Below are 16,529 nucleotides of genomic sequence, written 5' to 3' on the forward strand. Positions count from 1 at the left end.
AAACTCACGCCGGTCGCGGAAAGTTCGCCAACAGGTGATAGTCAGTTCCGGCGACGCGAAACAGGGCTGCCGTTTCGCCGGGTATAACCCATCGTTGCTCATCGCCAGGCATGCAGCTCAGGTAAATGCACAGCCCGCAGCCGCTGCGCAGCTGGCGCGGAATATCCTTCACCTCGAAGGTCATTCCCGCCGCCTGCAGGGCTTTGCGCATCCGCACCACCCCCACCGTGGAATGAAATAAAAACAGGAAGGTTGTCATCCGCGCCTCCGCTGGCGCTGGCCGATCAGCGCCGCGCCGATCGCCCCGGCAAACTGGGCGTCGGGATGGGTTGTCACCGCCATGCCGACATGGCTTTCCAGCATCCGGGCAAAGGTGGCGCAGTGGCTGACGCCGCCGGTAAACAGCAGTGGCCCCTGCGCCGATAAGCGGCCAATAAAGTTCGCGCTGCGCCGGGCCATGGCGTTAATCACCCCGGCCAGAATCGCCTCCGGCGCGACGCCGGCCGACCGCAGGCTAATGACCTCCGATTCGGCAAACACCGTGCACATGCTGGTAATCGCATGCGGCTCGACGTCTGCAGTGATGCTGTCGAGTTGTTCGACGCTGGCGCCAAGCGTCCGTGAAATGACGTCCAGAAAGCGGCCGGTGCCGGCGGCGCATTTATCATTCATCAGGAAGTCGCTGAGATTGCCCTCGGCGTCCAGCTGGATGACTTTGCTGTCCTGGCCGCCGATGTCAATCACCGTGCGGGTGTCCGGCGCCAGCAGGCGAGCGCCGAGGCCGTGACAAGAGATCTCCGTCACCTGCTTATCGGCAAAATCCACCAGCTGGCGACCATAGCCGGTGAGGGTTAAAAAAGGCGTCTCCGTGAGGCCAGCGCGTAGCGTTTCCCAGGCCTTATGGATGGCGTCGGCGGGGCGAAAGGGAGTGGGGCAGAGGAAGCGGCGTACAATGACGCCGTCCGCCAGCAGGATGCCTTTTGTGGCGGTGGAGCCGGAATCAATGCCAACCGTATAGTTCACGCGAGCTCCTTACAACATTTCGATAAAGGCGGCGACGCGGGTGCTGAGCTGGCCGAGGTCCGCCGTCGAATAGTCGGTTTCTATCGCCATATAAGGAAGGTCGTGCTGCTTGCGCAGATGGCGTTTAATCGCCAGCGATTCCACGGCATAGGTATGGCAGGCCTGCAAAATGACGTCGATCACCCCGTCGGCCTGATACTCCTCCACCATCTGGCTCAGCAGCTGCAGACGCTGGTCGTTGGGGGAGATACAGGAGCAGCCGATGGCGAGATATTTATCGGTTAAGGCGTCGTAGACGTCGCCCTCTTCCGCCACGCAGCGCTCGGTGGCTTTCGCGCCGGTGCAGTTTTCATAGCCGACCACCCAGCCGCCGTTTTCCTCGATGGCGCGGACCACTTTTTCCGCCGCGCCGCCGATCGGGCAGCCAGTGATCAGGATCCGCGGACGAGGTTCCAGCCGTTTACCCTGCCGCCACTCCTGATGGATGCGGTCCGCCATGGCATGTAATTCATCAATCAGGGCGGTTTTGTCGAAACGGAAGGTGGCGCCATACACCACTTTCAGGATGTCGCCGCCGCTGAGCGCCGGCGGATTGAGTTGCCCGAGACGATAAAAGTGGGCCAGCGCCCGGCGCTCGCGATTTTTCAACACGATGGCTTCGCGTAGCGCCGCCTCGCTAATCGGCGTGCCAAACCGGGTCTCAATCACCTGCTGCAGGCGCAGGATCTCCGTTTTCCACAGCGTGCGGGAAGCGGCGTCGCTGGCGCTGTTCGGCAACTGCATGACGTGGACCGCCTTGAACTCGGCCATGTACTCGTACATCTTCTTTTTACCGTCGCAGGTGGTTTCCCCAACCACCAGGTCAGAGAAATAGAAGTACGGGCATTTATCGGTTTTGCCGAAGCCATAGCTGCTTTTGATAAGCGGGCAGAGGTTGCGCGGCAGATCTTTTTCCGCTTCCTCGATGGTTTCATCGGAGGTGGAGCACAGTGAAACGACAATGGCGCCCGCCGCCATGGCGATCTCCTGAGGCATAAAGGTGCAGTAGGTGCCCACCAGCGGCACGTTCTGCTCTTTAAGATCCATGACGGTGAGAAAGCCCTTCTGGCGAGCTTCTGAGAACTGGTCAAAAATGGCGGGTAGATCGGTGATAAGCGACATGATTTTCCTTCCCCGTACACGGGAGATGCTGAAAGAGTCGCCATTATAGCCCTGTTGTTTGTGAGCTTTTATTGATCTCCTGCGTCTGCGCGCGGCGTTAATAGACCTTCTTCAAATCCATCTCTTCCTGGATCCGCTCGCTCCACGCCAGATGGGTGCGGATGGCCTCTTCGATACCGGCGTTGTAAAACAGCGGCCCCAGCTCTTTGGCGATAAAGTCGACAAAAAACTCGGCATCAAACTGCTCCAGCTCGAGGTTGAAGGTCTCTTCGCAGTACTTGCTGAGCTTATCGCGCAGCAGGTCGCGCTGTGCCGGGCTGAGTTCAATGTCGTTCATGATGGAGCTTTCTCCGTAAAAGGGCTCACGACTGCCGGGCTTCGATCACCGCTTGCCCACACTGGCGCTGATGGCGTAACAGTCCGGCCAGGCAGCAGGCGGCGACGATCCCGGCGGCCACCGCCAACAGGTGGAAGGGGAGTCTGCCGCCATGGAACCACAGCCAGCGCGCGCCTTCAATCGATAACGCGCTGACGCTGAGGATCACGATATTCAGCGAGGCGGAGACCGTGCCTTTCGGCAGGTCGTTGGAAAAGAGGGTAAAGCGAAACAGCGTCGGGAAAATCAGCCCGATGCCGAAGGCGTAGAAGCAGGTGCCGAGCACTGACCACAGCCAGACGTGCGGCCATATCAGATTCCCAACGATCAGGATGGCCAGGCCGAGCATCTGTATGGGGACCGCGCTGAGCACAAAGCGCGGGCGGGTGGGATCTTTTACCCAGCGCGCCACCGACAGATTAGCGATGATGACGGCGCTAAAGACTGGTACCTGGCTCCAGGCGAACTCGCTGGTGGTCAGCCCGCCGGCGTCCATTAAAATCACTGGCGATACCGCCACCCAGCTCATCAGCGGAATATAGCTCAGCGACAGCGTGGCGGCGCCGAGTAAAAAGATGCGGTTACGAAAGACGGCGCGGAAATCGCGCAGCACGCCGGGCAGGCTGAATGGCACATCGCCGCGGCGCACCGTCTCCGGCATGGTCAACAGCAGGCCGAGCCAGGCCACCAGCCCCATGGCGGCGATGATGCCGAACAGCGCTTTCCAGTGGATGAAATGCATCAGCGCCGCGCCGGAGAGCGGGCCGACGATCGGCGCCACCAGCACGACGGAGGTGATCACCGCCATCAGCCTGATCGATCTTTTTTCCTCAAAGGCCTCCTGTACGGTGACGTAGCCGACGGTGGCGATAAAGCAGATGCTGGTGCCCTGCACGAAGCGGGCAATCAGGAACTGGGTCATGGAGGTGGTGAACAGCGTCGCCAGGCACGCGAGGGTGAAAATCAACGCGCCGGTGAGCAGTACCGGACGCCGTCCGATCCGGTCAGAGAGCGGCCCCAACAGCCATTGCAGCGCCATGCCGCCGGCCATATACAGGCTCACCGAGGCAGGAGCCAGCGCCACATCGGCATTGAAATCCCGCACCACGTGGAGGATCCCCGGCTGGATCAGGTCGGTAGTAAGATAGGCTGAAAAATCATACAGAATGAGCGCCGCCGGGAAGAACAGCGCGGCGGCGTGGCGGGTCAGCCAGTGGGAAATCCGGTGCATCATTTCTCCCTCCCTGTGGAATATTTATCAGCGCTATTGTTCGGATAGTATCATTGCTAACCAATATGCAGATGCAGCAGCGAGGGGATCTGCGAGAACAGCCACAACATCAGGCCGATGGTCCCCCCCACCAGGGTGCCGTTGATGCGGATAAACTGCAGATCTTTACCGATATTGAGCTCGATCTGCCGCGACATATCGCGGGCGTCCCAGCTCTTCACCGTGTCGCTGATATGGCGGGTGAGGAAGGCGGCGAACTCCGGCGCCACCCGGTGCGCCGCCTGTTCCAGGTGTTCGTTAAGCGATTCGCGCAGGGCGTCGTCGCGGAGTAAGGTTTCACCGAACCACTGGCCAGCCTCGGCGATGCGCTGCTTAATACGTGAGTCATCGCTGCTGATATCGTTTTTTACCCAGCTGCGCAGGTCGCCCCACACTTCACCGAGATAGCGGTTAAAGGTCTCATCATTTTTCAGATATGCTTTGATGTTCTCGGCCTTCTGCGCCATGAGCGGGTCGGATTTCAGGTTGTCGATAAGCTTCTGCACCGCGTGGTCGAAGGCCTGGCGGATCTGGTGGGTACGGTCATGGCTCACCTCGTCCAGCAGGGTATTCACCGCATCGGTGACCATCTCGGCGCTGTGCTCGCCGAGCCACTCGGTGGGTAACAGTTTGGCCTTCAGCGGGTGCTCGGTCTCCAGCCAGCGCACGATGCCGCGGGCGATAAAGGCGCGGGAGTTGTCCCGCTGCAGCAGGGCGATAAGCTGGCTTATCAGCGAATCCAGCAGCTTCTGGTGGCGATTGTCGCGGGTCATTCCCTCCAGCATCATGGCGCTGGTCTGCGTCAGGTCGACTTTATCGATCGCCTTATGTACCGCGCGGCGCAGCAGGCGCTGAATGCGCGCGTCGTCGGTCAGTTCAAGAAAACCGCTCATCACCTGCAGCAGATGCTGGCCGACCCGCCGGGCATTCTCCGGCTGGCTGAACCAGTTGCCGAGCATCAGGGCTGGCTCATAGCGGCGGATCAACGCGACCAGCGACGGGGTATCGAGGAACTTCTCCTCGACAAAGCGGCCAAGATTATCGGCGATGCGGTCTTTGTTACGCGGGATAATCGCGGTATGTCGGGCGACAAAGGGCAGCGGAATACGACGAAACAACGCGACCACCGCAAACCAGTCGGCCAGCGCCCCGACCATCGCCGCTTCGGAAATGGCCTTTAGCGCGCTGACCCACGGCGTCGGCGGCAGCAGCAGGGTGGTGATAAATAGCGCGGCGGCGATCAGCAGCAGCGACAGCGCCAGCAGTTTGGCGCGTTTGAGTTCAGCGAGTTTTTCCATAAACTTAAGCATATAACCTGACGGCGAGGTCGTGCAAAAATCGCCAGATAATCCACAGACCGAAGATCATCAGGACCGCCCCTGCCGCCCGCTCGACTCGCCAGACGATGGCGCCCAGGCGGCGCTGTACCTGCGGCAGCGCAATCGCACTCACCAGCAGTAAATCCCAGAAGAACACCACGCTGACCATCCACAACCCGCTCACCGTTTGCTGCAGCAGGGTGACCGCCGGCCCGAGCAGGGAAGTCATCAGCGCCAGATAAAACAGAGCGTTTTTGGGGTTGAGCAGCGATGACCCCAGCCCGAGCAGCAGCTGCCTGCCGAACCCCGGACGCGATGCGCGAATGCTCTCCACCGCCAGCGTCGCGGGACGGCTGCGTATCAGCAGGCTGCCAACCCACAGTAAATAGCCCGCCCCCAACAGCTCAATGAGCAAAAACAGCAGCGGCGCCTGGCGCAGAAGCCCCCAGCCGACGATGGCGAGAACAATATACAGCGCATTGCCGGCGGCGATGCCGAGACACAATCCGATGCTGCCGCGGATCCGGTAGCGCACGGCGTAGCCGACCAGCAGAAAAAAATCAGGGCCCGGGCTGAGCAGAGCGACAAAGTGAGACAGGGCTAGCGCCGGGAAGGCGGCGGGAAAGAGCGTCGATAAGGTATGCATAGTGGCCTCGATAATGGTACTGAGGCCACCCTAAGCGAAGTGCCGTATTACTTATTGTCGGATATTGATCTGCTGTGCGCATATTGCCGCGGCGTGGCGGCGGTATAGCTGACAAAGGTTTTATGGAAATGGCTCTGATCGGCAAAGCCAGCCTGATAGCCGACATCGGCAATAGGGTCCCCGGCGCGTAAACGCGTTTTCGCATATTCGATGCGCGCCATGTTGATCAAACTGGCGGGTGTCAGGCCGGTATCCTGTTTCACGGCGCGGATAACGGTCTCTTTACGAAGCGCGCTGTCGTGGGCCAGCTTATCCAGCGACGGCGGCGCTGGCAGTTCTGTCGCCAGGCGCTGAAACAGCAGGGCGCTGGCGTGATGTGGCGCCTGCGGCGCGGCGGCGCACAGCGGCAGCGCGTGCAGGAGTTGCGCCAGCCGGGCGGGCAGTTGTTCAAGGCTCCCGCGGCTCATCAGGGCGACAACCTGCTGGAAACAGGCAAAGAGAGGGCTGTCGCGCAACAGTGGCTGCGGCGAGGCGATACTGGCGCCAGGGGGAATATCCGGGCGCTGCGCGTGGCACCATGCCGCCTCCAGGTACAGCATATGATAGCTGCGCGGCCTGTCATGCAGCGGATTACAGCTATGCGGCGCGTGCGGGGGGATCACGATCAGATCCCCGGGCTGCAGGAGATATTCCTCACCATTGCACAGGCAGCGCGTTTCCCCCTCGATAATCGCCCCCACCGAGAGCTGCGGGTGGCTGTGGCGTTTGTAGGCCTGGCGGCTGCGCCAGGTGCTGCGCAGCTCCAGCCACGGTAGACGATCGTCTCGCCAGAAGGTTTGGGGGATATCTCGGGTATGGTTCACCGCATCGACCTTTGCTGAGGAGGGAGAGGTCGTTTATAGCATGCTGCGCGGAGGCTGTCGCCCGCCTGGATTTGCGTACCGCCTCGAAAAAGGATGTCGCGCTTGCAGTCCGGAGAAATCTATTTTCGTGGCGGTGCGTAAAGGTTGTATTGCCCGGGTGTCAGAGACATTCCGAGCGCGTAGAGTCCCTGCAGGATAAGCAGGCAGGGATGAGCCGATGGCAAAGGGCACCACCTCGACGCCGCATGATGCGGTGTTTAAACAGTTTCTCACTCAGGCCGACACCGCGCGTGATTTCCTGGCGATCCACTTACCGCCTGCGCTGCGTCAGCGCTGCGACCTCGATACCTTACAGCTGGAATCGGCAAGCTTTATCGAGGAGAGCCTGCGGGCCTGGTACTCCGATGTGCTGTGGTCACTCAAAACCGCGTCTGGCGAGGGCTACATTTATGTGGTTATCGAACATCAGAGCTCGCCGGATGCGCAGATGGCCTTCCGCCTGATGCGCTACGCCATCGCCGCGATGCAGCGCCATCTTGATAGTGGTCATACCAGACTGCCGCTGGTGGTGCCGATGCTGTTCTACCACGGGGCGACCACGCCATACCCGTGGTCGCTCAACTGGCTGGACTGCTTTACCGATCCGCAACTGGCGAGGGAGCTTTATATCTCGCCCTTTCCGCTGGTGGATATCACGGTGATCCCCGACGATGAAATCGTTAGCCATCGGCGCGTGGCGCTACTTGAGCTGATACAGAAGCATATTCGCCAGCGCGATTTAATGAACATCGTTGGGCAACTGACGACGATTTTACTTAGCGGGGACGCTAATGACAGACAGCTAAAAACGCTGTTTAATTATCTGCTGCAGACTGGCAACGCGCGCCGCTTTGGCCGGTTTATCCACGAAGTGGCGCAACGGGTTCCTCAGCACAGGGAGAGATTGATGACCATCGCCGAAAGATTACAGGAAGTGGGCCGCAGAAAAGGCAAACGGGAAGGCCGGCAAGAAGGATGGCAACAAGGCAGACAAGAAGGACAGCATGCCGAGGCGCTGCGCATTGCACAGAGGATGCTGGACGACGGTATTGCCCGCGAGACGGTAGTGAAAATCACTGGCCTGGCCGCCGACGAGATCGCCACGCTGGAACATTGATAACGCCGGGGCGGCCTGAAGGTAGCCCCGGTTAGCCTCTTTATGGAATATTCCGGATATACCTAACTTTACCCGCATCGCCAGCCATCTCGACTACCCTTAATATCCTTGGCGGCATTTTTGACTGCCTTAATAGCGATAACAAGGAGACATGCGATATGGCCTATCAGACGGTGAATCCTGCGAATAATCAGCTTATTAAAACGTACCCGGCGCACAGCGACGCGGACGTGGAGGCGGCGCTGCAGCAGGCGGATGCGCTCTACCATTCAGCCTGGGCAAAAGGCGATATTGAACCGCGGCTGGCGGTACTGCATAAGCTGGCTGATCTGATCGACAGCCGGGCGGAGGAACTGGCAAAAATCGCCAGCCAGGAGATGGGGAAACTCATTAAGCAGAGCCGCGGCGAAGTGAAACTTTGCGCGCAGATCGCCCGCTATTATGCCGATAACGCCAAATCGTTGCTGGCGCCCGTGAAATATCCCTCCGAACTCGGCGACGCCTGGGTTGAGCATCATCCCATCGGCGTCTTAATGGCGGTGGAGCCGTGGAACTTCCCCTATTACCAGCTGATGCGCGTCCTGGCGCCAAACCTGGCGGCCGGCAACCCGGTTATCGCCAAACACGCCAGCATTGTGCCGCACTGCGCGGAGACCTTTGCCCATCTGGTGCGTGAGGCCGGCGCACCGGAGGGGGCGTGGACCAACCTGTTTATTTCCCAGGATCAGGTGGCGAAGATTATCGCCGACGATCGCGTGCAGGGCGCGGCGCTCACCGGGTCGGAGAAAGCCGGCAGCGTGGTGGCGGCGCAGGCGGCGAAGCATATTAAGAAATCGACGCTGGAACTGGGCGGTAACGATGTATTTGTGGTACTGGACGATGCCGACCTGGAACGCGCGGTGAAAATCGGCGTCCAGGCGCGGCTGAATAACGCCGGCCAGGTGTGTACCGCCGCCAAGCGCTTTATCCTGCACGAAAATATCGCTGAGTCGTTTCTGGCGAAATTTAGTGAGGCGTTTCGCCAGGTGAAAATCGGCGATCCGCTGGATGAAAGCACCACGCTGGGGCCGCTCTCTTCCAAAGATGCGCTGGACACCCTAAGCAAACAGGTGGACGAGGCGGTGAAAAATGGCGCTACGCTGCATCTGGGCGGCAAAGCGGTGGCACGAGAAGGCAATTTCTTTGAACCCACCATTTTGACCGGTATCACCCGTGACAACCCGGCGTACTTCGAAGAGTTCTTTGGCCCGGTGGCGCAGATCTACGTGGTGAAAAATGACGAGGAGGCAATCCAGCTGGCCAATGATTCCCACTATGGTCTGGGCGGCGCGGTCTTCAGTCAGGATATCGAACGCGCCAAACGGATGGCCTCCGCCATTGAAACCGGGATGGTTTATATCAACTGGCTTACCGATACCGCGCCGGAGCTGCCGTTTGGCGGCGTGAAGCGTTCCGGTTACGGACGGGAGCTCTCCGATCTCGGCATCAAAGAGTTTGTGAACCAGAAGCTGGTGGTGGTGCGCCGCTAAGCCCGGCCATAAAAAACCTGCCATTCGGCAGGTTTTTTTATAATAGATTCATTGCACTTCGACTTTATCCCAGCCGCTTTTGAACATACAGCTGTCGACTAAGGTCTCCCGCTGATATTCATTCGCGTCTTCTACCGTATAGCTTGTTTCAACATCCTGTTTCTTATGTTTTTTGTCCGTTTTTTCTGAACTGGACCCGGTCACCACGTTATCCGGAGGGAGATCGACCAGGGCCTGCGCTTCACATTCGGTGAGCTTTTTATGCATTTCGGCATCGCTTAAACCCGGCTTCACCCAGGTATACTGAGTGCAGCCGGTCAGCAGCAACGCCAGGCTCAGCGCAGAGAGCGCGGCGAGACGTGGTTTCATCAGAAGGTGACTCCGCCGCCCACGTAGGCGCCATCAATCAGGGTGTGGTTCGGGCGACCCTCTTTACCGTCAACGCTCACATGGCGGTAACCCACTTTCAACGTCACTGGACCAATCGGAGACCAGCTCACGCCGCCGTTCGCTTCGACATAGTTTTTTACGCTGTTGTTCAGGCCGTCCGGCGCGACATACCCTTCGCCAAACACGTGGATGCTGTCGGTCAGGGCCACGTTCACCCCGCCGCCGACCGGAAACGCGACGCCGTTATCGCCTTTTTTCGGCCCGAGGTAGATAGCTTTCGCGCCAGCGTTGAGCATAACCGGACCTACTTCCAGATTGTAACCCGCGCCAACGCCGCCGGTCTGGCTACCATCATCGGTATTCTTCAGCCAGTGGCTTTCGGCGTACAGGCCAGAAGAGGATTTACCCATTTCCATATTCAGATTGGTGAAGTTTTTACCTTGTTCAACGGTAAATCCCATCGCCATGGCGGAACCAGAGACCGCGGTCAGGGCAGCAACAATCAGGATGTTAAGCTTTTTCATGGTTTGCTCCTCGTCATTAAATTTGTCTGAGCGCACCTTAACAATCGATGTTTACCTCTGCAAATGTGACTTACGTCAATTTTTTATGCTGGGTTTGTCAGGGCGGTGTTTTGAAAATGTTGTAATGACGTTGGGTTACGGCGAGGTCAATCAGCAAATTTGGTCTGTTTAGCCGCGGTTTAATGGGTGGGCTAAACAGAAACTGAACAGGGCGGGCATTAATTATTAAGGATCCTATTCATTTAGTTTCTTATTATTTCCAAAAGTGTTTCTGCTGTTACTTATTAAAACGTTGCTTTACATTTTTCGACGCGCTGCCGACGTTTGGTCCCTGTTTTTGGCGAGGTGTCAGAGAGAGGATGGTGCCTGCGCCTTGGGGCGCAGGCGGGCAGGTTAGCGTCGTAACCCGGCAAATGCGGCGCGAATTTCCTCTTCCGGCAGCTGAATGCCGATAAATACCAGCGTGCTGTGCGGCGTTTCATCGCCCCACGGGCGATCCCAGTCGGCGCTGTAGAGGCGCTGCACGCCCTGAAACAGCAGGCGATTTGGCTCGCCGTCGATCCACAGCATGCCTTTATAGCGCATCAGTTGCTCGGCGAAGGAGAGCAACAGGTTTTCCATTACCCGTGAAACTTCACTGATATCCACCGGATAGTCGAGCTCGACCACAATCGACGAGACGTCGTTCTGCTTTTCTGCAACAAAATGAAAACGCGGTGTGGCGCTGACAACCTTTTCTTCCAGCATAAAGCCGCTGGTGTTAAACAGCTGGCTTAGATCGATATCGCCGTGAATGACGGTATAAACCGGCGCCCGCGCATTGATGCGCGCCAGCCGTTCGCGCAGCTTCTCGGTGTCGCCGGCAACATCGGTTTTGGTTAGCAAAATGCGGTCCGCATAGCCGACCTGCGACTGGGCGATGGTGAACTGATCCATCTGCTGGTCGGCATGGACGGCATCCACCAGGGCGATCACGCCGTCCAGCAGATAGCGCTCGCAGAGCACCTCATGGGAGAAAAAGGTCTGGATAATCGGCCCCGGGTCGGCCATGCCGGTGCACTCAATCACCAGCCGGTCAAACTCGATTTCGCCGCGATCGCGACTGTCGAGGAGATCGAGCAGGGCGTCTTCCAGTTCGTTGGAGCGCGTACAGCAGATACAGCCGTTGGTCAGGGTTTTGATCTGCGTGGCGCGGTCGCCGATCAGCTGATCGTCAACGGAGACTTCGCCAAATTCATTTTCAATCACGGCGATTTTGAAACCGTGCTGCTCATTCAGGATATGGCGCAGGAGGGTGGTTTTTCCTGCGCCGAGAAAACCGGTGAGTAGGGTGACTGCAATCGGTGCCATTATTGCCTCCATTAACAGCAGCGTACGCCGCCTTTGCCGTCTCCGCCGTAGCGGGCCTGCTGGCGTTCGCGGAAGAATTCTTCATAAGTCATGTACGGCTGATCCGGATGGTTGGTTTGCATATGCGTGACGTAGTTGTCGTAATCCGGAATGCCAATCAGCATTTTTGCCGCCTGACCGAGATATTTTTTTGCCTGACCTAAGTTACCAAACATTGTAAGTTCCAGATAACGAATAAAGCCGGATGGCGGCTAGCGCCTTATCCGGCCTACGTTGATGCACTTTTCTGTAGGCCGGATACGCGTAGCACTATCCGGCATCAGGGTTAATGATGTGACGAGGTCTTCACGCCGCCTTCCGGTACCGGCACGTACGGGGTCTCTTTGTCGGTACGCACCTTATTGTTGCGCACGTTGAGCCAGGTTTTGATGCCGTAGAAGATGATGCTGTACACCACCACCAGGAACAGGATACTCAGCCCGGCGTTGGTGTAGTTGTTGACCACGATATGATTCATGTTGGCAATCTGCTGCGCGGTCAGCTCGCCGCCGGCGGCAATCTTCTCTTTATACTGCTGAGCCATAAAGAAGAAGCCTTCCATCTGCGGATTGCTGCTGAACAGCTTCAGACCCAGCGCCCAGGTGGTGCACAGCAGCAGCCACGCTGCCGGGATAACGGTGACCCAGATATATTTGGTGCGCTGCATTTTGACCAGCACCACGGTGCCAAGCACCAGCGCCACGGCGGCCAGCATCTGGTTAGAGATACCGAACAGCGGCCACAGGCTCTTCACACCGCCCAGCGGGTCGACCACGCCCTGATACAGCAGGTAGCCCCACAGGCCGACGCAGCCCGCGGTACCGATAATCCCGGCGACCAGTGAGTCGGTTTTTTTCAGGAACGGCACGAAGTTACCCAGCAGATCCTGCAGCATAAAGCGGCCTGCGCGGGTACCGGCATCCAGCGCGGTGAGGATAAACAGCGCTTCAAACAGGATACCAAAGTGGTACCAGAAGCCCATATCCGCCATCGGGATGATTTTATGGAACACATGGGCGATACCGACGGCCAGCGTCGGCGCGCCGCCGGCGCGGTTCAGTACCGAAGGTTCGCCGATATCTTTCGCCGTCTGCAGGATCTGCTCAGGGGAGATCACGAAGCCCCAGGAGCTGACGGTCGCCGCCGCATGGACGGTCACTTCTTTCAGCTGCGCGGCGATCATCGCCGCGTTTTCACCGCCCATTTCATGCAGGTTCGGCATGACGATGCCAAGGCCCGCTGGCGGGGTGTTCATCGCGAAGTAGAGACCCGGTTCGATAATCGAGGCGGCGACCAGCGCCATGATGGCCACGAACGACTCCATCAGCATCGCACCGTAGCCGATAAAGCGGGCATCGGTTTCGTTGGCCAGCAGCTTCGGCGTGGTGCCGGAGGCGATCAGCGCGTGGAAGCCGGAGACCGCGCCGCAGGCGATGGTGATAAACAGGAACGGGAACAGCGCGCCTTTCCACAGCGGGCCGGTACCATCAATGTACTGGGTCACCGCCGGCATTTTCAGGTCCGGGTTGAGGATAACGATCCCCAGCGCCAGGCCGACGATCACGCCGATTTTCAGGAAGGTGGCCAGATAGTCACGCGGCGCCAGAATCAGCCATACCGGCAGCAGCGCGGAGATAAACGCGTAGCCAATCAGGGTAAAAGTGATGGTGGTGTCTTTAAAGGTCAGCGCCGGGCCCCAGTACGGGTCGTGGGCAATGATGCCGCCAAACCAGATGGACGCCACCAGCAGCACGATACCGATAACCGACACTTCACCGACGCGGCCTGGGCGCAGGAAGCGCATGTAGATCCCCATAAACAGGGCAATAGGTACCGTCGAGCAGACGGTAAAGACGCCCCACGGGCTTTCCGCCAGCGCTTTCACCACGATGAGCGCCAGCACCGCGAGGATGATGATCATAATCAGGAAGCAGCCGAACAGCGCGATAGAGCCCGGAACCGGCCCCATTTCCTGCTTGATCATCTCGCCCAGCGAGGCGCCGTTACGCCGTGAGGAGATAAACAGCACCATGAAGTCCTGTACCGCGCCCGCCAGCACCACGCCGGCCAGCAGCCACAGGGTGCCCGGCAGATAGCCCATCTGCGCGGCCAGTACCGGGCCAACCAGCGGGCCGGCGCCGGCAATGGCGGCGAAGTGGTGGCCAAACAGCACGTAGCGGTTGGTTGGCACGTAGTTCAGGCCATCGTTATTAATGACCGCCGGCGTCGAGCGCGTTGGGTCAAGCTTCATCACCTTCTGCGCGATGTACAGGCTGTAATAACGGTAGGCGACGAGGTACACAGAAACCGAGGCGACGACGATCCACAGGGCACTGACGTGCTCACCGCGGCGCAACGCGACGACTGAGAGGCAAAATGCCCCGATGATTCCGAGAATCACCCAGGGTATGTGCTTGAATAGTTTTTTGGTATCCATAGTAAAACCTGGCGTTAATTAGATGAATAATTGGCCGAAGCCGTCTGGTTTTAAGTAAGGGTTGATGGAGGTATTGATTAGCTAGGCTGCCTTCGATCTTGCCAGAACAGCGCGCGCGTAAAGTTGGGTAAATGGGTGAGTGGTTGTATAGGGGGTTAAGCGGTTACTGGAAGGGGTAAGCGGTTAGATATGAGTACGAGAGCGCGTAAATGTGTGATTAAGTTCACAATATTATTCTGCGCATCTCAAAGATATGCTTTCAAACTGAGGATAACGGTTTTTATCACCCGCAGATTACTATCTTTATTTCAAATAGAGGTATTTTGATATTATGCTGGCTTTGTCATGTCGTATGGATAGCGTTTAGCAAAGGGAATTCGTGTTATGAAATTTGTAAAGATAATGATCGTCGCCAGTGCTTTTTATTTAACATTTGCTCATGCAAGAGAGATACATCAGGCTGTTGATGAGCCGGCAGCCCCTTATAATTTGCGCTGGGGGATGAGTTACGATGAAGCCAGAAACACGCCTTTATATTCTCTTGAGGTATCAGATATCAATTATGCCGGAAAAGACCCGGATCTGATTATCTCAACGCTGACTCCCCAGGAAGTGGGGGCATTGAAATATCAGGAGATGAAGCTTTATTTCGATAAGAATAAAGGGCTGAAAAGTGTTTTTGTTAGTGCTGATGTTGATTCCAGTCAGCAGGCCTATAAAGTTGATGATGGCCGGGAAGCACTCGCCTTATATAATGAGGAAGTTAAGGTCCTTGATCGAGAATATGGGCCAGCGACAATCAAAGAAGAGTTCATTGCAGACAAAGGGAAATTCTATCAAAGTCTTTCCGCCTGCATTGCAAAACAGCAGGAGTGGTATAGTAAAAGATTAGATCTGAATAAAATAACAAATTGTTCTACCTGGCAACGTACTTATAAAAAAGGTCGGGTAACCGTTTTGCTATACATCGAACCGAGACAAGTTTCCAAACATTATATTTATAAATAAATTAAAGGACTTCACGGTGAGAATATATAAGATTTTTTTTAGAATTATTGCCATGGTCATTATGGTTATGCTCCTTTCTGATTGTCGTCAGTCGTATTATATTGCCAGAAATACGGGGCGCAATATAATGACCTTATCCGACCATCAGCGCGCTAAATCGGCGTTAAACGCTAACGATTTAAACGCAGCTCAGGGCTACCTGACGGGAGAAAAATACAATAATCGCTACAGGCCTGTTAGCGGTGAGGAATCCTGGGGAAGTTTACAATATCGGGCGGCGAAAATCGTCGCCAACGCCGCGGCGAACGGTCAAAAAGTGCGTGATGATGCGCTCTATCTCGCTTATATCTCTTTGTTTGAAGCAGAAGAGGGAGTGCCCGAACGTCCCGATATTATGTTGGGTTACATGCATAAAGCCATGGCGCTACTGTTAGCGAATTCGCAATTACTCGATAAAATCGATTCTAAAAATGTCAGTACTTTACCCAGCCAGTTTACCCTTGAGCGCTATGCTGTATGGCAATATTTATACGATGGCGGCGAGATTGACTGGACCAAAAAAGCGCCTGAAGGTGAAGGTTATACAATTGCTGGCGAAAGCTATCAGACCTGGAATATCAAGTTAAAAAAAGCTATCTGGAATCGGGGAGATGCCTTTTTAACAAATATAGGTAAACAACAATTTATTCATGACGCTATAGATTATTCTCAATTTCCGGTTATTGCCTGTACCGCCAGGCGAAAAGGCTGGCACTTAACATTACCTGCTGACTACCGGGAACAAAATTTCCGCGGCGGTGGACGTTTTGATTGGGCTTCATGTCGCGCTGTTGAATAAGGCTGGCGGGTGAGATGACGCATATTAAGCGCCAGGTTTACGCATCGGGCGATAAGTAAACCTGGGCGCGGATTTTAGACTGCCACTTCCATTTCCATCATCACCGGGTGGAAACGGCGTTTAAAGTAAATCAGGCCGTGCCCTTGCGGGCTCAGGGTAATATTGCGGATCTCCACCAGATACACCAGGTGGGTACCAATGGTTTGCACCTGGCTAATCTCGCCTTCGAGACTGGCCAGCGAACCCTTCAGTACCGGCTGCCCGAGCGCGCCCTGCTGCCAGCCGCTGAGGGCAAACCGCTCTTCCATCGTCACCCCGGTCATCCCGGCGAAATGACGGGCCATGATTTCCTGTTCGTGGTTCAGCACGTTGATGCACAACTTGCCGTTACCCTGAAACACCGGGTTCATCGCGCTGTTGGCGTTGATACAAACCATCACCGATGGCGGCGTATCCGTCACCGAGCACACCGCCGTGGCGGTAATGCCGCAGCGACCGGCTTCGCCTTCGGTGGTGACAACGTTAACCGCCGCCGACAGGCTGGCCATGGCATCGCGAAAACGCAGGCGTTGTTCATCTAATTGCATTATGACCTCCCGC

General features: G+C 56.9%; 18 protein-coding genes. 4 read left to right on the plus strand and 14 right to left on the minus strand.

Annotated features, from left to right (window positions below):
* Positions 1–4: 4 nt before the first annotated feature.
* From N438_RS16040 to N438_RS16075, 8 genes are all read right to left on the minus strand, one after another.
* Positions 5–259 carry a DUF3343 domain-containing protein gene (locus tag N438_RS16040; RefSeq protein ID WP_012969018.1) on the minus strand — a complete coding sequence of 85 codons (255 nt, stop codon included), beginning with the start codon at positions 257–259 and terminating at the stop codon, positions 5–7.
* Positions 256–1,023 carry a putative 2-hydroxyacyl-CoA dehydratase activator YjiL gene (gene yjiL, locus N438_RS16045; protein WP_023322018.1) on the minus strand — a complete coding sequence of 256 codons (768 nt, stop codon included), beginning with the start codon at positions 1,021–1,023 and terminating at the stop codon, positions 256–258. Before yjiL ends, N438_RS16040 begins: the two co-directional genes overlap by 4 nt.
* Positions 1,024–1,032: 9 nt before the next feature.
* Entirely contained in the window at positions 1,033–2,184 is a 1,152-nt protein-coding gene (locus N438_RS16050) for a double-cubane-cluster-containing anaerobic reductase (protein WP_072045948.1), read from the minus strand.
* A 97-nt stretch (positions 2,185–2,281) separates the two neighbouring features.
* Positions 2,282–2,521, minus strand: coding sequence for a DUF2164 domain-containing protein (locus N438_RS16055; RefSeq protein WP_008807589.1), 240 nt, complete (start codon positions 2,519–2,521; stop codon positions 2,282–2,284).
* A gap of 25 nt (positions 2,522–2,546) precedes the next feature.
* Positions 2,547–3,794, minus strand: a complete 1,248-nt coding sequence (gene mdtM / locus N438_RS16060) for a multidrug efflux MFS transporter MdtM (protein ID WP_012969015.1) — start codon at positions 3,792–3,794, stop codon at positions 2,547–2,549.
* Between the two features lie 53 nt (positions 3,795–3,847).
* Positions 3,848–5,140, minus strand: coding sequence for a DUF445 domain-containing protein (locus tag N438_RS16065; RefSeq protein ID WP_008807587.1), 1,293 nt, complete (start codon positions 5,138–5,140; stop codon positions 3,848–3,850).
* A complete protein-coding gene (locus N438_RS16070; protein WP_008807586.1) occupies positions 5,133–5,795 on the minus strand; it encodes a LysE family translocator in 663 nt (220 codons plus the stop codon). Before N438_RS16070 ends, N438_RS16065 begins: the two co-directional genes overlap by 8 nt.
* A gap of 47 nt (positions 5,796–5,842) precedes the next feature.
* Complete coding sequence (locus N438_RS16075) at positions 5,843–6,658, minus strand: AraC family transcriptional regulator (protein WP_008807585.1); 816 nt, start codon at positions 6,656–6,658, stop codon at positions 5,843–5,845.
* A 217-nt stretch (positions 6,659–6,875) separates the two neighbouring features.
* On the opposite strand from N438_RS16075, the gene N438_RS16080 reads away from it, so the two are divergent.
* Positions 6,876–7,814, plus strand: coding sequence for an Rpn family recombination-promoting nuclease/putative transposase (locus N438_RS16080; protein ID WP_071583378.1), 939 nt, complete (start codon positions 6,876–6,878; stop codon positions 7,812–7,814).
* A 158-nt stretch (positions 7,815–7,972) separates the two neighbouring features.
* On the plus strand, positions 7,973–9,343 hold the full coding sequence (locus N438_RS16085; RefSeq protein WP_049010702.1) for an NAD-dependent succinate-semialdehyde dehydrogenase: 1,371 nt from the start codon (positions 7,973–7,975) through the stop codon (positions 9,341–9,343).
* Positions 9,344–9,391: 48 nt separating this feature from the next.
* On the opposite strand, the gene N438_RS16090 is transcribed toward N438_RS16085, so the two are convergent.
* The 5 genes from N438_RS16090 to N438_RS16110 all read right to left on the minus strand — a co-directional run bounded on the left by N438_RS16090 (position 9,392) and on the right by N438_RS16110 (position 14,083).
* Entirely contained in the window at positions 9,392–9,712 is a 321-nt protein-coding gene (locus N438_RS16090; protein ID WP_016160232.1) for a hypothetical protein, read from the minus strand.
* A complete protein-coding gene (locus tag N438_RS16095; protein ID WP_008807582.1) occupies positions 9,712–10,257 on the minus strand; it encodes a YfaZ family outer membrane protein in 546 nt (181 codons plus the stop codon). The genes N438_RS16090 and N438_RS16095 overlap by 1 nt, the downstream gene beginning before the upstream one ends.
* Before the next feature lie 393 nt (positions 10,258–10,650).
* Positions 10,651–11,607, minus strand: a complete 957-nt coding sequence (gene yjiA, locus N438_RS16100) for a GTPase (RefSeq protein ID WP_008807581.1) — start codon at positions 11,605–11,607, stop codon at positions 10,651–10,653.
* An 11-nt stretch (positions 11,608–11,618) separates the two neighbouring features.
* Positions 11,619–11,822 (minus strand): YbdD/YjiX family protein, encoded by a 204-nt coding sequence (locus tag N438_RS16105; protein WP_002887451.1) that lies wholly within the window; start codon positions 11,820–11,822, stop codon positions 11,619–11,621.
* A 110-nt stretch (positions 11,823–11,932) separates the two neighbouring features.
* On the minus strand, positions 11,933–14,083 hold the full coding sequence (locus N438_RS16110; protein WP_008807580.1) for a carbon starvation CstA family protein: 2,151 nt from the start codon (positions 14,081–14,083) through the stop codon (positions 11,933–11,935).
* A 384-nt stretch (positions 14,084–14,467) separates the two neighbouring features.
* Between N438_RS16110 and N438_RS16115 the strand changes: the two genes are divergently transcribed.
* Complete coding sequence (locus N438_RS16115; protein WP_008807579.1) at positions 14,468–15,091, plus strand: hypothetical protein; 624 nt, start codon at positions 14,468–14,470, stop codon at positions 15,089–15,091.
* A gap of 127 nt (positions 15,092–15,218) precedes the next feature.
* Positions 15,219–15,929: a transcriptional regulator gene (locus N438_RS16120; protein ID WP_074183194.1), complete on the plus strand. Its 711-nt coding sequence runs from the start codon at positions 15,219–15,221 to the stop codon at positions 15,927–15,929.
* A 74-nt stretch (positions 15,930–16,003) separates the two neighbouring features.
* On the opposite strand, the gene N438_RS16125 is transcribed toward N438_RS16120, so the two are convergent.
* Complete coding sequence (locus N438_RS16125) at positions 16,004–16,516, minus strand: 4-hydroxyphenylacetate 3-monooxygenase reductase subunit (protein ID WP_012542962.1); 513 nt, start codon at positions 16,514–16,516, stop codon at positions 16,004–16,006.
* Between the last annotated feature and the right edge of the window lie 13 nt (positions 16,517–16,529).

It is taken from the genome of Klebsiella sp. GL120222-02, assembly GCF_003097195.1.
Lineage (GTDB): Bacteria > Pseudomonadota > Gammaproteobacteria > Enterobacterales > Enterobacteriaceae > Klebsiella > Klebsiella variicola.